8 protein-coding genes are annotated in these 14,341 nt (G+C 67.3%); 2 read left to right on the forward strand and 6 right to left on the reverse strand.

Translation table 11 applies throughout. From position 1 onward, the window contains the following. Nucleotides 1-80 precede the first annotated feature (80 nt). The 4 genes from ABT304_RS09085 to ABT304_RS09100 all read right to left on the reverse strand — a co-directional run bounded on the left by ABT304_RS09085 (nt 81) and on the right by ABT304_RS09100 (nt 8,152). Nucleotides 81-2,579, reverse strand: a complete 2,499-nt coding sequence (locus ABT304_RS09085; protein ID WP_350714597.1) for an RNaseH domain-containing protein — start codon at nt 2,577-2,579, stop codon at nt 81-83. Further along, nucleotides 2,551-5,709, reverse strand: coding sequence for a hypothetical protein (locus ABT304_RS09090; protein ID WP_350714598.1), 3,159 nt, complete (start codon nt 5,707-5,709; stop codon nt 2,551-2,553). Before ABT304_RS09090 ends, ABT304_RS09085 begins: the two co-directional genes overlap by 29 nt. Before the next feature lie 101 nt (nt 5,710-5,810). Beyond that, the gene (locus ABT304_RS09095) at nt 5,811-6,944 is read right to left on the reverse strand and encodes a restriction endonuclease-related protein (protein WP_350714599.1); all 1,134 of its coding nucleotides are present in this window, start codon (nt 6,942-6,944) and stop codon (nt 5,811-5,813) included. Between the two features lie 191 nt (nt 6,945-7,135). After that, nucleotides 7,136-8,152, reverse strand: coding sequence for a helix-turn-helix domain-containing protein (locus tag ABT304_RS09100; protein ID WP_350714601.1), 1,017 nt, complete (start codon nt 8,150-8,152; stop codon nt 7,136-7,138). A gap of 321 nt (nt 8,153-8,473) precedes the next feature. Between ABT304_RS09100 and ABT304_RS09105 the strand changes: the two genes are divergently transcribed. Continuing rightward, nucleotides 8,474-10,504, forward strand: coding sequence for a thioredoxin domain-containing protein (locus tag ABT304_RS09105; protein ID WP_350714603.1), 2,031 nt, complete (start codon nt 8,474-8,476; stop codon nt 10,502-10,504). A 63-nt stretch (nt 10,505-10,567) separates the two neighbouring features. Next, the gene (locus tag ABT304_RS09110) at nt 10,568-12,463 is read left to right on the forward strand and encodes a helix-turn-helix domain-containing protein (RefSeq protein ID WP_350714604.1); all 1,896 of its coding nucleotides are present in this window, start codon (nt 10,568-10,570) and stop codon (nt 12,461-12,463) included. A 7-nt stretch (nt 12,464-12,470) separates the two neighbouring features. On the opposite strand, the gene ABT304_RS09115 is transcribed toward ABT304_RS09110, so the two are convergent. Continuing rightward, nucleotides 12,471-13,469: a branched-chain amino acid ABC transporter permease gene (locus ABT304_RS09115; RefSeq protein WP_350714606.1), complete on the reverse strand. Its 999-nt coding sequence runs from the start codon at nt 13,467-13,469 to the stop codon at nt 12,471-12,473. After that, nucleotides 13,466-14,338 carry a branched-chain amino acid ABC transporter permease gene (locus ABT304_RS09120; RefSeq protein WP_350714608.1) on the reverse strand — a complete coding sequence of 291 codons (873 nt, stop codon included), beginning with the start codon at nt 14,336-14,338 and terminating at the stop codon, nt 13,466-13,468. Before ABT304_RS09120 ends, ABT304_RS09115 begins: the two co-directional genes overlap by 4 nt. Nucleotides 14,339-14,341 lie beyond the last annotated feature (3 nt).

A 14,341-nucleotide genomic window follows, 5' to 3' on the forward strand; every position in this document is an offset into this window, starting at 1 on the left:
CGAGCTCAACATTCTCGATGCATTTCGTTGGTGTGTCGGAACATGCATCACCAATGTCGAGTCGGCACTGAGCATCCGTGCTAGTCGTCCGCGCCGGTCTCTGGGATGAATCTCGGGTGATCCTTCACAGCAGACATCGCGAGGTGTAGCGGGACCGGATGGCGAGTTCGATCGTCCCATGAGACCGACTGGTGGCACAGGCGAGCGGTAAGTACCGCGAGCTGGTCCGGCAAGAATGAGGCGCCAGCCTTGGGCACGGCGATCTCGACGGCGTTGAGGAGGTGCCAGTCCTCCTTCATTCGGGCTTTGGGCAGATCATCGGCCCAGCGGGTCTTGGCCGCGCCGATTCGTGAGTTCGGGCTGCTTCCGCGGAAGGCCCGGGATTTCTGGGCCAGGATCCAGGTCGCAGCCGTGGCCTCGTGGTGTACATACAGCTCCTGGCCCGGCAGGGCGGGCTGGGCCGGATCCCTCGGGGACGTGCCGCGGTCGGTCGGCCGAAGCGCATTGACGGATGTACGTACGGTCACGATCGACAGGTCGGGGTGCTCGAAGCCACGGCCGGGCAGCCACCCGCTGCCGTCGTCGGTTCGCTTCAGGCCGCGCCAGGTGTTCTCGGCTGGCCCGGCGTGAGGGTCGATGAAGAGTACGATCGGGTGGTCGTAGGGCAGTTGTTTGAGTGCGGTGTCGATCTTGGTTCGGAGCGCGTCGAGCCCGTCGTATGATCCGGTGATCGACTCGTCTCCGATCGGTTGGGTGAAGTAGCGGGCCAAGCCCTCGCGGTACAAGAGCCAGGCGCCGACCTGGGGGTCGTACATGCGCAACGGCCAAGGTGCATCGGGGTCGTCGCTTGCGAAGAGTGCGACCAGGCGGATGATCATCGCGGGCTTGCCTTTGCCCTTGGGAGGGGTGTGCTTGCGAAGGTGGAGTCCGACGAAGATCGCAGGGTCTGTCAGCGCGATGTTGCCTGATTTCTTCTGCGTGAGGGAGTTCGGCACCCGGCGGTCCATGACGGCGGCGGCGCGGAAGAGGTCACGCACAGCGGCGATGCTCTGGTGGTCAGGTTCTCCGGCATTGTCAGTCGGACTCGGGGCCTCGAAGTCGGCGTCGATGAACTGGGAGACGATGCCGAGTTCGCCGAGGGCTCGTCGCAGGCGGGGTTTGGCGTCGACGTTCTTCTCTGCCTGGGACGGGTACGTAGTCTCGACGAGCGCAATGGCCGCCTGTCCTGGAGACGTTTTGAGTGATTTCAGGCCTCCGAGATCGCGGGAATGGTCGCCGTGACGGACCAGGTCTGGGGTGTGTTCGAAGACCACGTCGACTCGGGGCGTGAGTGCGGTCGGGACGAGGTCCTTGGCGGCGCCCCAGACCGTCTCGATGGGTGCATACTGCCGTAGTGCGTTGATCATTCGGCCGCGGGTGGGCAGATCCGAGTAGAGCCCGACGATACGGATGCTGTCAACGCCGGAGGCCAACACTGCGGTGTCGAGATCAGCGGTCGCGATGCGGCCTGTCACCTGAGGTCCTGCGGACAGGCCAGAGCGCGCGAATCTCAGGGCCTCGAGGCCGAGTGCCGTCTCCACCTGTTGGCGGATCTGGAAGGCGAAGCGGACCCCGACAGCCTTTCCGATCGGGTAGGCGCCGGAGGGCTTGCCTTTCAGGCGGAAGACGTCGGGGTCTCCCTGCAAGGGATCCTGTGGTGGCGTCGGCAGTTCCTCGATCTGGCATGCCTGGACGATCGCGGCGGTGTGATGGCGGTAGCTCGGGTCGGGGCGCCCTCGGGCCTCCCAAGGGCCGTCGACGGGAAGACAGAGGATCGGTGAGTCTTCGTCTCTGGCGACCCACGCGTGTCGAGCCTTGAACCAGCCACGAGGAACGCGGGCTACATGCGGCTGGAGAGTGAACCAGAGGTCTGCGCTACCGCGCATCCTCTGTACTCGCGTCTCGAGGTAGATGGTCGCGATTCCTGATCGGCGTGGGGGCCTGCCGGTATCGACCAGGATCGGTCGATCCCAAGCCAGCAGATCGCCGTTCGTGTCGAGTCGGAACCGGACGGCCTTGCCGTCGATGTTGAGGGGTGCCGAGGCGAGTTGTGCGGCGTACGACCATGCGGCGACGTCGTTCACCCATCTTGGGGCGTCTCCACCGCCTTGGCGCGCGGCGTCGATGATGGCGGGTAGTTCCACCTCGTGGACGGATGCTTCGGTGATGAGCCGCCCGAGCTTACCGGCGTCGTCCTTACGGACCCGACTTTCGAAGGCTGAGAAGGCGTTCTCCAGGATTCCCGGGTCGATCGGGCGTGTGGTGATGAGAAGTTCCTTCGTCCGATCGCCAGCCTCGATGCCGGTGTACCGGAAGAGCTTGACCGGTTGGGAGGTGACGGCGACCAAGGCGTCCGCGAGCGCGGAGTACGGCGGTGCCTGGCGACTGTCGGGATCCCTTCGGACCCGGCTCTCCAGGTTCTGCCACTCGCTCTGGAACCGTTCATCGAGTTCGTACACGGTGACCGCGCCGAGGGAACTCGGCTCGATCCGATACGCGAGCGTGCTCAGGTCATTCGTGGTCTTCGTCGAACCAGTCATCGGGTTCGGTGGTCCTCTCATCAGCGAATTCGAAGATCTGGGTCAGGGTGTCGCCATAGAGCGACTGGAGCAGGGGGAGCGGTTGCTCGTGGTGGTCGTTCCATTGGCGTCGGAGGCCGTCGATGAGCTCACGGAGCCCGGAGCCGCCGGGTGCGTCGTTGAACGCCCCGTCGACCAGATGGATGCGTGCGACGGTCCCGCCGCGGCGGGCGCGCCCAGCCAACTGGATGATCCCGACGATTGTCTCGGCGACGATCGAGATCCGGGTCTCGCGTGGTAGGTGACTGAAATAGGGGAGGGTGTTGAAGAGTTCGTCGAACTGTTTGGCAGCGTTCTGTTTGATGAGTTCCAGTGTCGACCCTGGGTCGGAGGAGGGTGCGACCGCGTCTTTGGTGGCCGCGTGGACGTGGGCGAGAATTTCTTGTGGTTCGTCGATGATCGGGACCGGCCGCACGATGAGCCAGACGGAGCCGAGCAGAGACCTGCCTTCGTCGTCGGCCATGTTGATGCCTCGCGCCGCTCGGGCCAACGGTGCGATCAGGATCTTTCCCTCGATGTCCTTGCCGAATCGTTCGAGCTGGTCGGCTGGAAGCACCTGCCAGTTCGACCATGCAGCGTCATCGGTGTCGCTGTTCGGCGGCACTGCGACGACGATGTCACTCTTCGAGACGCCCGCTTGGCTGATCCCGTCTGCGAGGTCACGCGCTCCCTCATAGGACGATGTGGCCAGCAGAAGGCGTTGCCTGGTCACGGTCTCCTCCCGGGATGCCAGGTAGCGAAGTTCGGGTTCGAGTTGCCGGGTCCACAGGTGAAGGCCGAGCAGGCGCATGGTGTTGCGGCGCTCCTGGCCGGCTGTGCCGGAGACTCGGATGAACTGTTGGGTGTCGCTCGGAACGGGCGAGGAAATGAGCTTGAGTCCGCCGGTGGCGCTGTCGGGGACCCACCAGGTCGGCGGCGTGAACACATGGTGATGCGGCGCGCCTGGGAAGAAGGAGGTCGCGGAGAGGCCGAGCACACAGCGGCGGATGCCCGTGTGGGCGAGAGCGGTTGTCTCGCCGATCAACGGCACATACGTGTGCGGATCGCCGCCGAAGGCGTTCACGGTGAGGGAACTGTCGTTGGGCCGGTCCTCGTCGTAGACCTCGGAGAAGGCGAACAGTGTGCGCCCCAGAGGTCCGAGGGGCGCTGCGCGCCACTGCTTGTAACGGCTGAGCGTGTCGGAGATCTCTCGTGCGGAGACCACGCCGGCCGATACGAGAGCAGGGCCGAGATAGATGAACCGGGTGAGAAGATCCCGCAACTTGCCGAAATACGCCCGGCGCAACAGCCTGTCGGTGACCCGTGCGCGCAGAGCGTCGTCCTTGAGACGCTCATGCGGTGAGGCCGCAAGGGCTTGTGTGATCAGAGCACGTGCCAGTTCGAAGGCGTCGTCGCCGCTGTTGACCTGGATTGCGGCGACGGCGTCTCTCACAGGCTCAAGCCACGCAGGCACAACAACGGTGGAATCGCTGGGGCCGACGAGAGCCTGGAACACGGCGTAGTCGTCGCGCTGAGCCGGTTCGTCGTCCTCAAGGCCAGCGAGTGCCGCGGTCAGGAACCCGTCCCACTTCTGAGGGAGCAGCCAGCGTCGCTGAAGCGGGTCACCCGCTCCGGAGGTGGCGCGGAGCCTGGCGAAGTCGCCTGCTGCCAGATGCTGCACGTAGTTCTCGGCCAAGTGCATCATCAAGCCGGTGCTGGTGTGCGCGGCTTGGCCGATGAGTCGGTCGATCGAGTTGCGAGCACTGCGCAATTCGGACCAGATGCGACGTGCCACGGGCTCCTCGGGCCGATTGTCCTCCAGAACGATCCTCCCGGCCTGCCCCTTGATCATCGTCGCCTGGAACTCGTCCACCTCGTCGATGAGAACGATGTGGCTCCGACGGAGGAGCATCTCTTCGACCGGAATCCCCGATCGAAGGTTTCCGTCGACCTTCACCGGGAGAGGAACGATGCCGCTCAGCCAGTTGTGGAACGTGGTCACGACGACCGTGGCCGAGGCTGCGGCACGTACATTTCGGAACTTGCCGCACCCCCCGATCCATGGGCAGTCGTGCGCACGTGAGCTGTGATCGCCGGTTGCGACGGGTCGAAGCTCGGTGCACGGCTCTTGGCCCGGTTCCCAAGCGTCAACTCCGTCCGAGGCGGCAGCCGCCGTGAGCGCGCAGCCGTACGCCATCGTCTGCAACGCCCACATCCCGTGCCCATCGGGCGAGGGGTCGCCGGCGGCTGCGGTCTCAGCGGCCCTTTGAGCCGACTTCGGCGACGTCAATGGAACAACGGTGTTGCCGTCGACGAGTCCCAGGTCGGCGAGGTGGCGCGAGATCGAGTGCGCCGTCTTGATGACGCCCGCGTTGGTCGTCACCAGGATCGTCATGACCTGGCCGTTCTCGGCCGCCCAGCACGCCAGGAGCTCGGTCAACACGCTCTTCCCGAATCCTGTCGGTGCGTGAAGGACCTCCATCGGACCAGCCGTGAGCGTCCACCGATCGTCGACCTCGTGGCCACGCCGAGTCTCAAGATTGTCGAAGATCTTCTCAAGACTCGCGGTCCGGTATGTCGTGCCACGGACATCATCGAGCGTCCGGGCGATGCGGCGCAGGTCGTCCAAACGAACCGAGATCGATGCTGCGTTCGCGGGCCGGCCGATCTCGAGTACCTCGTCATCGATGCCGTGGGTGACGGAGGTGAGGTCGTAGGTCACCTGAGTGAGGTCGGAAGGGCGAGCACCCTTGCCGCGGTGGAGCGGCGCGGTGAAGACCCCGTTCTGGGCGATCGGCACCGTCCTGTTGCGGCGGAGACTTCGGTCGAGCCTGAGCGTTGTGATCCACTCGTGGGCGACCTCGAGCGCTGGCCGACCGAGCGCCAGGTCGACCTCATCCTCAGAATCATCCAAAGCCAGCCTGACGGCTGCAGACGGGCTCCCGCTAGTGGTTCGAAGTACGTTGCGAACTACCGTGGCATTGGCAAGGTCGGCGTCACGAAGGCGCAGTAACTCAGTGATGAGGACTTGCTGGTCGGCTGGAAGAACCGGCCACTCCTTCCACACCTCCACGTGGCCTGAGAGGAAGAACACCACGTCCTGCAGACGCACGAACGGCGCTCCGCTCGGCCTCTGACGGGGAAAATAGTGCCCGGCCAACGCAGCTGCTGCCTCCACTTCCTGCAGTCGTGGATCGGGGCGTGCCGACTGGCTCATCTGACGACCTCCGAGGCAGCGATCCGCTTCACATGACCCAGGAACTGGCGTGTGGACCGGACCTCCTTGGAGGGCAGGCGTTCGGCGAGGACCGAGAGCTGCTTCTTCCGGGCGTTCGGCACGACAAGCCATCTGACCGACGGAGGGTCCTTGATGATGCTGGTAGCTCGGGCATGGTCCTTGACGTCGACCTCGAGGAAGGTCGAACCGACAGTGACCGCCAAGTCACAGCGGTCTCGGTTAGGCCACATCTCAACCTCGACTCCGGCGACCTTCTGCAGGTTGTCGCGAAGACGCAGTTCGGCGAGACCCGGAACAACGATGAATCTCCAGATCGACTCAGAAACGCACTTCGAGCCCTTCGCCGGAACCGCTCGCGGTGCGCCCCGACCGCCGACACGTCGTTGAAGCGTGGGGCGGCCATCCACACGCGATGGGGTCTCGACGTCGAAGTCCGACTCGTGACTGCGGATGTCACAACGGACCCGAGCACCGTTGACCCGCATCGGCCACCGGCACACGGGGCACGGCCACCATGAGCCGCCAAGGACGCGGTCCACAGGGATAGCGCCGAAGTTGCCTGCGGGCAGCGCGTTCATCCGGTTCCGATCTCTGATCAGAGTGGTTTCGATACCTGCGGGGTGGGTGATTACGAACTCGCGAGTCGCCGCGTAATCCATGTCCGTGCCCCTGCGAATCGACGCGTTGAACTCGCGCTCGACCTGCTCGCCACGTTGCCATGCCCACGGCGGAAGCCATCGAGAGCCGACGTCGTCGCTCCCAGAGAAAAGTGCGTTGCCGTAGTCGCCCGCCCATTCATGTACGTCCGGCGTAACCGTCCCAGTGCTCCCGATGAACGCCACCTCGCCGAGGGGCTCATCGGACCAGTCGAGGTCGGGGGCAAGATGACGAAGAGGCTCGTGCAGAGAGTCCACCAGCATGATCGGTCCGGGCACCAGACCCGGTGGACCCGAGGCGAAGTTCACCACGCCAACCATGCGGCAGATCTCCTGCCACGCACGCGTCGGCTCAACCTCCCGCATCGACCATGCGACCGCCGCGCGGACGCTAGCTGTCACGACGAGGCTGACCTGATCGACGCTGTGGCTGGAGTTCTCCTCGAGCACCATGAGCATGAACGATAAAGAAGACCACCGACAGTTTTGCTTGCGCTCGCGCCAGCTAGGTCCGGGTTCGGCAATTTTGGGGAGCCCTGGTGCATCTGGCGGCGGTGCTGTCTGGCTGTGCCTCGGTGATGGAGAACGGCACGGGTGCGGATCAGCGGAGGTACGGAGTTGGTGAGATCGCTCGCCAGGACGGGCTACTCTTCACGGTGCCCGAAGAGGTTCGAGAGCCGCTGCATCGCCTGCGCCGTACGGGCCCGTTGCTCAGCCTCCGGGAGATACAGGGTCGCGATCTCTTCCTTGCATCGCTCCCGGTTGGCGTCGATGTCGAACCAGTGCAGCGGATGGCGGGGGTCGGTGGGGTCGTAGACGCCCTGGCCATAGGCGTTCATGAGGATCAGCTCGGTGTAGCGCGGCTCGTCGTCCTCCTCGGTACAGACCAGGGCGCCCGCGACGCGGTCCATCCACTCGTAGTCGATGGATCCGTCTTCGGGGAAGTCGGTGTCGGGGTCGTAGCCGTACACGTCGCTGGCGTACTGGATGCCGGGATAGAAGTCGTCGAGATCGCCGGGTTCAGGGACGTCGGTGTTGCTGATCACGATCGAGGCCGCGAAGCGGTCGGCGAGGCATTGAGGTTTGGGGATCCGACCCTCTTCGAGCTCGATGCCGATGCGCATGATGCGTTCACCCATCCGGATCAGCCAGTAGTTGTTGACCTGGGTGAGCACGAAGTCGGGCAGGTCGCACAGTAGGTCGACCTCCCGGATCGACGACTCGCTGCGGAGGTAGGCCTCGAAGTCATAGGACGTCTCGGGGTGATACCTGCCGTCGACGGTTGGAGGAAAGCCCGAGGAGGCTACCGTCAGGTGGAGTGCCGCGGCATCGGCCGCGGTCAGCGGGGCGCCGGTGAAGGCACGGTTGAAGTCCCGTGCTGCGCGTTCGGCCTCCAGATCGATCGCCGTGGTCCGGTTCGATCCTGTGGACGGTTCGGTGCCCTGGGTGACAAGCTCGTGAAGGCCAGTGCTGTTCACCTTGAGCGCTCGTGCGAAACCTTGGAGCGTCTCGGCCCGGAAGCCTTCGAGGGCGACCTTGCTGCTCGCTGCGTTCTCGAATCGTCGCCAAGTTGCCAGAGAGGTCCCGGCGCGTTTCGCTGCGTCCTGCTGTGTCAGGTTCAGCTCGGCGCGGCGAGCCCTGATCGATTCGATCCCAGCCATCATGCCTCCAGTGAGTACTCAGTTAGTGCTCACTAAATTAGCACTCATTGAGTGTTCGTCAAGCGTTCAGAGATGGTCTTCAGCCCCATCTGGCAGAGGTTGGGAGGGGTGTCGAGATCAATTTGGCCCTCTTGGTGGACGCCTGCTGGCGACCAGCGCACGTCTGTTTCCTGAGTAGTTCGACTCTTCGGCGGTTCCATCGTGGGTCTTGCGGACCTCCAGGTCGACAACGTCAACGGTGTTGGAGGGGAATACCTGTCATGAATCCATGTCATATGACAGGTTTGCATCACTTGTTCACGTGCGTGCAAGGCTGGGGGAGTGGCCAACCGACTCGCGTCTGCAACCTCGCCGTATCTGCTCCAGCACGCTCAGAACCCGGTGGACTGGTGGGAGTGGGGACCCGATGCCTTCGCGGAAGCCAAGCGCCGGGGAATACCTGTCCTGCTGTCGGTCGGCTATGCCGCCTGCCACTGGTGCCACGTGATGGCCCACGAGTCGTTCGAGGACGCGACGACCGCGGCGTACATGAACGAGCACTTCGTCAACATCAAGGTCGACCGGGAGGAGCGGCCGGATGTGGACGCGGTCTATATGGCGGCGACGACGGCGATGACCGGGTCGGGTGGGTGGCCGATGACGGTGGTGCTCGACCACGACGGCAACCCGTTCTTCGCCGGCACCTACTTCCCGGACATGCCGCGCCACGGGCAGCCGGCGTTCACGCAGGTGCTGCAGGCGCTCTCGGCGGCGTGGACGCAGCGGCGCTCGGAGATCGGGGCGGTAGCGGAGAACGTACGTCAGCACCTGGCCAACATCTCCGGGGCGGCCGGGTCCGCGGGCAGCTGGCAGGTGGACGTCGATGCCGCGGTCGAGACGCTGGCGGCGGAGTTCGACCCGATGGCGGGCGGGTTCGGGGGTGCTCCGAAGTTCCCGCCGTCGATGGTGCTGGAGTTCCTGCGGCGTGCGGCCGGGGCGCCCGGGGCGGACTCACGGGTCTCGCACATGCTCTCGCGGACCGTGGCCGCGATGGCCGGTGGCGGGATCTACGACCAGATCGGGGGTGGGTTCGCCCGCTATGCCGTCGACCGCGGCTGGGTCGTTCCGCACTTCGAGAAGATGCTCTACGACAACGCCCAGCTGATCGGCCTCTACGCCCGCCTCGGCACCGAGCTCGGCGACCGGGTCGCGCGGGAGAGCGCCGACTGGATGATCCGCGAGCTCGGCACCACCGAGGGCGGGTTCGCCTCCGCGCTCGACGCCGACAGCGAGGGAGTCGAGGGAAAGTTCTATGTCTGGACCCCGGGCGAGCTCGTCGACGTCCTCGGTGCCGACGACGGAGCCTGGGCCGCGGAGGTCTTCGAGGTGACCGAGGCCGGCACCTTCGAGGAAGGAGCCTCGACCCTGCAGCTGCGGCACCGGCCCGAGGACACCGAGCGGCTCGAGTCGGTCAAGGCGCGGCTGCTGGCGGCGCGCGCCGATCGGGTACGCCCGGCCCGCGACGACAAGGTCGTCGCGGGCTGGAACGGGCTGGCGATCAGCGGGCTGGTCGACGCCGGACTGCTGCTGGGGGAGCGGCGCTACGTCGACGCCGCGTTCACAGCCGCGGAGCTGCTGTGGCGAACGCACTGTGTTGGTCTCGACACGCCTCCGCCTAGCGGCTCCGGCGGCTCGACCAGCGAAGCGTCGGTCCGCCTCCTCCGCGTCAGCCGCGACGGCGTGGCCGGGGCCCACGCGGGAGTGCTGGAGGACTACGGGTGCGTCGCGTCGGGGTTCCTGGCGCTGACCCAGGCGACCGGCGACAGCACCTGGCTCGACCGGGCGACAAGCCTGCTCGACACCGCACTGACCCACTTCCGCGCGGAGGACGGCGGCTTCTACGACACCGCCGACGACGCGGAGGCACTGGTCACCCGGCCCCGGGACCCCTCCGACAACGCCAGCCCCAGCGGCACCAGCGCGATGGTCCACGCGCTCGTCACCGCCCACGCGCTCACCGGAGAGGGCCGCTACCGTACGGCCGCCGAGGAGGCGCTCGCTGCCACGAGCAACCTGATGGCCAATGCGCCCCGGTTCGCGGGCTGGTCGCTGGCGGCCGCGGCGACGATGGCTGAGGGTCCGCTCGAGATCGCGGTCGTCGGACCGCCGGGACCCGACCGCGACGCTCTCGAGGCCGCGGCCCGGCGCAAGCCGGGTGCGGTGGTGGTCGTCGCCGACGAGGCGCGCGAGGACATCCCGCTGCTGAGCAGCCGCACTCCCGTGGACGGGAAGGCGGCGGCGTACGTCTGTCGGGGGTTCGTCTGCGAGCGTCCGGTCACCACCGTGGAGGAGCTGGCGAAGACCCATACTTGATCCCGGGCAACTATGTGGTGATCCCCTATGTCGGTGCGCGCGTAGAAGTGTAACTTCGGTCACATGACGGTCGATGTGGTCGCGTTCCTGGAGCTGCTGGCCGGGGATGCCGCGGAGGCCGACTTCGAAGGACCGTCGCAGGCCGCGCGAGCAGCGGGGGCGACCGCCGGGGAGCAGGAGCGGATCGACTACGCCAAGAGGCTCGCGCTGCAGGTCAGGGCGACTCTGGAGGCGCGCCGCCGGCGCGAGGGCGAGCTGGGGGCGCTGTTCGAGTCGGCCAACGACCTGGCGATGCTGACCAACCTGGAGGCGGTGCTGCAGGCGATCGTGACCCGGGCGAGGCAGCTGCTCAACAGCGACGTCGCCTATCTGACCCTCAACGACGAGCGTCGCGGTGAGTACATGCGCGTGACCGAGGGCATCCTGACCGCGGCCTTCCGGTCGACCCGGATCCCGTACGGCATCGGGCTCGGCGGCCTCGTCGCCCAGACCATGAAGCCCTACTCGACAGCCGACTACATCCCCGACGAGCGGTTCCGGCACGCCCCCGACATCGATGGCGCGGTCAGCGGCGAGGGCATCCGCGCGATCATCGGCGTACCCCTCCTGCTCGGCACCCAGGTCATCGGCGTCCTCTTCGCCGCCAACCGCACCGTACGTCCCTTCGGTGCCGAGGCGAGCGCGCTGCTCGTCTCACTGGCGGCCCACGCCGCGATCGCCGTGGACAAGGCGCGGCTGCTGGAGGAGACCCGGGCCGCGGTCGCCGAGCTCGAGGTCACGACCCGCAAGCTGCAGGCACGCAACGAGGCGGTCGAGCGCGCCGCGGACGCCCACGACCGGCTCACCCGGATCGTGGTCGAGGGCGGCGGGGTGGACGACGTCGTACGCAGCGTCGCCGAGGTTCTCGGCGCCCGGGTGGTGGTGCTGGACCTGAGCGGCGAGACCATCGCCAGCAGCGCCCCCGACCAGCCCGTCTCCGACTACGAGGCCGCCGTGACCCGGCGCAGCCTCGACCTGAGCCGTACCGCCGGCAGCGGCGACATCTACGCCACCCCGGTGCTCGCCGGCGCCGAGCAGCTCGGCTCGATGCTCCTCGGCCCGCGTGAGGTCGACCGCGAGGACGGGGACCTGGACGACGGCGACCAGCGGATCCTGGAGCGGGCGGCGCTGGTGACGGCGCTGCTGCTGCTCTTCCGGCGCAGCGTCGCCGAGGCCGAGGGACGCGTACGCGGCGAGCTCCTCGACGAGCTCCTCTCCGGCACCACGCCGGACCCGGAGACGCTGCGTGAGCGCGGCCGGCTGCTGCAGGCGGACCTGTCCCGGGACTATGCCGTCGTGGTGGCGAACGTCCCCGGCGACCGGGCCCGGGTCGGTCAGGCGGCGACGTTCGTCGCCGCCACCCACGACGGGTTCGCGGCGGTGCGGCAGGGGCAGGTCGTGCTGATCTTCCCCGACTGCGACGCCCGTGCCGCCGGCGAGCTGGTGGTCGAGGGACTGCGGCTGTCGGCCGGCGCCCCGGTGACGGTCGGCGCCGCCGGCCCGGTGCCAGGACCGCTGAGCAGTCCCGACGCCGTGGTGAAGGGCTACGACGAGGCTCGCCGCTGTCTGGCGGCCGCGATGACGCTGGGTCGTGAGGGCCAGGTGGTCACCGCCCAGGACCTCGGCTTCGTGGGGCTGCTGCTCGGCTCCGACGGCCACCCGGCGACGTACGTCACCTCACGGCTGGGTCCGGTGATCGACTACGACGTCGCGAAGGGGTCGAAGCTGGTGGAGACCCTGCGGGCCTACTTCGCCGCCGACCGCAACCTCACCCGCACCGCCGGAGCGCTGCACGTACACGTCAACACCGTCACCCAGCGTCTGGAGCGGGTCACCCGGCTGCTGGGCAAGGGCTGGCAGGAGCCGGAGCGCCAGCTCGAGGTGCAGCTGGCGCTCCGGCTCCATCAGCTGGTCGCCTAGAGCGAGCTCAGGAACGACGACGGGTCAGCCAGAGGTGGCGGGCGGTGCCCCAGATCCCGCGACGGAAGAGCAGCACCACGGTGACGAACACGGCACCGGTGACGATCCCGATCCCGTCGAACCCGGACGAGGCCAGGTAGTCGGCGAGCATCACGATCAGGCCGGCGCCGATGACGCCGCCCCACAGGGTGCCGATCCCGCCGAGCACGGTCATCAGGACGACCTCGCCGGAGGTGGCCCAGTGCAGCTCGGGCAGCGCGACGAAGCCGTGCGAGACGGCGAAGACGCCGCCGGCGAGCCCGGAGAGCCCGGCCGAGAGCACGAAGACGATCAGCTTGTAGCGCTCGACGTCGTACCCCAGCGCCCGGGCACGGGGTGCGTTGTCACGGATCGCGACCAGCACCCGCCCGAAGGGGGAGTGGACGATCCGCCACGCCGCCCACATCCCGAGCAGGATGATCGGCAGCGCGGCGTAGTAGAAGAAGAACGAGTCGGTCTCGACGGCCTCGATCCCGAAGAACGATCGCGGCACGCCCTGGAGCCCGTTCTCGCCGCCGGTGAGCGATGAGGCCTGGTTGGCGATGAAGAAGAGCATCTGCGCGAAGGCGAGGGTGACCATCGCGAAGTAGATCCCCGACCGCTTCACCGACAGGTAGCCGATCGGCACCGCCAGGAGCATCGCGAAGAGCGCCCCGCCCAGGACCGCCACCGGAAACGGCACGCCGAGGTGGATCGCGATCAGTCCCGTGGCATAGGCGGACCCGCCCCAGAACGCGGCGTGGCCGAACGAGAGCAGCCCGCAGTAGCCCAGCAGCAGATCGAGGGCCACCGCGAAGAGCGCCCACGCGGCGATGTCCATCGCCACCGGCGGATAGACGAACCACGGCAGCGCCAGCGCCACCACCAGCCCCACGGCCAGCAGGACCAGTCGCTGCCACGGGCGCGCGCCCGCTATCGCCGCATGCTGCTCGGTGACGCTCGCACCGGCCGTCGCGATGGACGTCATGCCGTCGCCTCCTCTCGCCCGAAGAGCCCGGCCGGCCGTGCCAGGACCACCACAGCCATCAGCACGAAGATGAGCACCTGCGAGAACGTCGGTGCGTACGCCTGCCCGAAGGCCTCCACGAGCCCGACCAGGAACCCGCCGACTACGGCGCCCACGATCGAGCCGAGCCCGCCGATCACCACGACCGCGAACAGGATGATGATGAAGTCGCTGCCCATCTCGGCGGTGATCGCCCGGAACGGTGCCGCCAGCACCCCGGCCAGTCCGGCGAGCGCGACCCCGAAGCCGAACACCGGCGTCACCCAGCGCCCGACGTTGATGCCGAGTGCACCGGCGAGCTCGGGCCGCTCGGTCGCGGCGCGGACGATCATGCCCACCCGCGTACGCGTCATCAGCAGCCAGACGCCGAGGCAGACGAGCAGCGCGACACCGATCACGAAGAGCTGGTAGACCGGCAGCCCGACGCCACCCACCTGCACCCGCCCGGTCAGCGCCTCGGGGCGCTCGTAGGGCAACCCCGAGACTCCGTAGCGGCGCTTGACGAGGTCGACCAGCAGCAGGGTCAGCCCGAAGGTGAGCAGCAGGTTGTAGAGCGGGTCGAGCGGCAGCAGCCACTGCACCAGCAGCCGCTCGACCAGCATCCCGAAGACCAGCATCAGCAGCGGCACCACGATCAGCGCCAGCCACAGGCTCATCCCGACGGTGTCCAGGAGCACCGCGGCGGCGACCGCTCCCAGCATGTAGAAGGCGCCGTGGGCGAAGTTGACCACGCCCAGCACCCCGAAGATGACGGCCAGGCCGAGCGCGGCCAGCGCGTAGAAGCTGCCGGCCGCGAGCCCTTGGACGGTGTACTGCAGAACCGCGTTCATACC

The sequence above is a fragment of the Nocardioides sp. NPDC000445 genome (genome assembly GCF_040300245.1).
Classification (GTDB): Bacteria; Actinomycetota; Actinomycetes; order Propionibacteriales; family Nocardioidaceae; genus Nocardioides.

Coding starts and splice junctions, on each gene's coding strand:
- ABT304_RS09085 (WP_350714597.1), bottom strand. CDS start 2,579: ATGACTGGTTCGACGAAGACCACGAATGACCTGAGCACGCTCGCGTAT.
- ABT304_RS09095 (WP_350714599.1), bottom strand. CDS start 6,944: ATGGTGCTCGAGGAGAACTCCAGCCACAGCGTCGATCAGGTCAGCCTC.
- ABT304_RS09100 (WP_350714601.1), bottom strand. CDS start 8,152: ATGGCTGGGATCGAATCGATCAGGGCTCGCCGCGCCGAGCTGAACCTG.
- ABT304_RS09110 (WP_350714604.1), top strand. CDS start 10,568: ATGACGGTCGATGTGGTCGCGTTCCTGGAGCTGCTGGCCGGGGATGCC.
- ABT304_RS09115 (WP_350714606.1), bottom strand. CDS start 13,469: ATGACGTCCATCGCGACGGCCGGTGCGAGCGTCACCGAGCAGCATGCG.
- ABT304_RS09120 (WP_350714608.1), bottom strand. CDS start 14,338: ATGAACGCGGTTCTGCAGTACACCGTCCAAGGGCTCGCGGCCGGCAGC.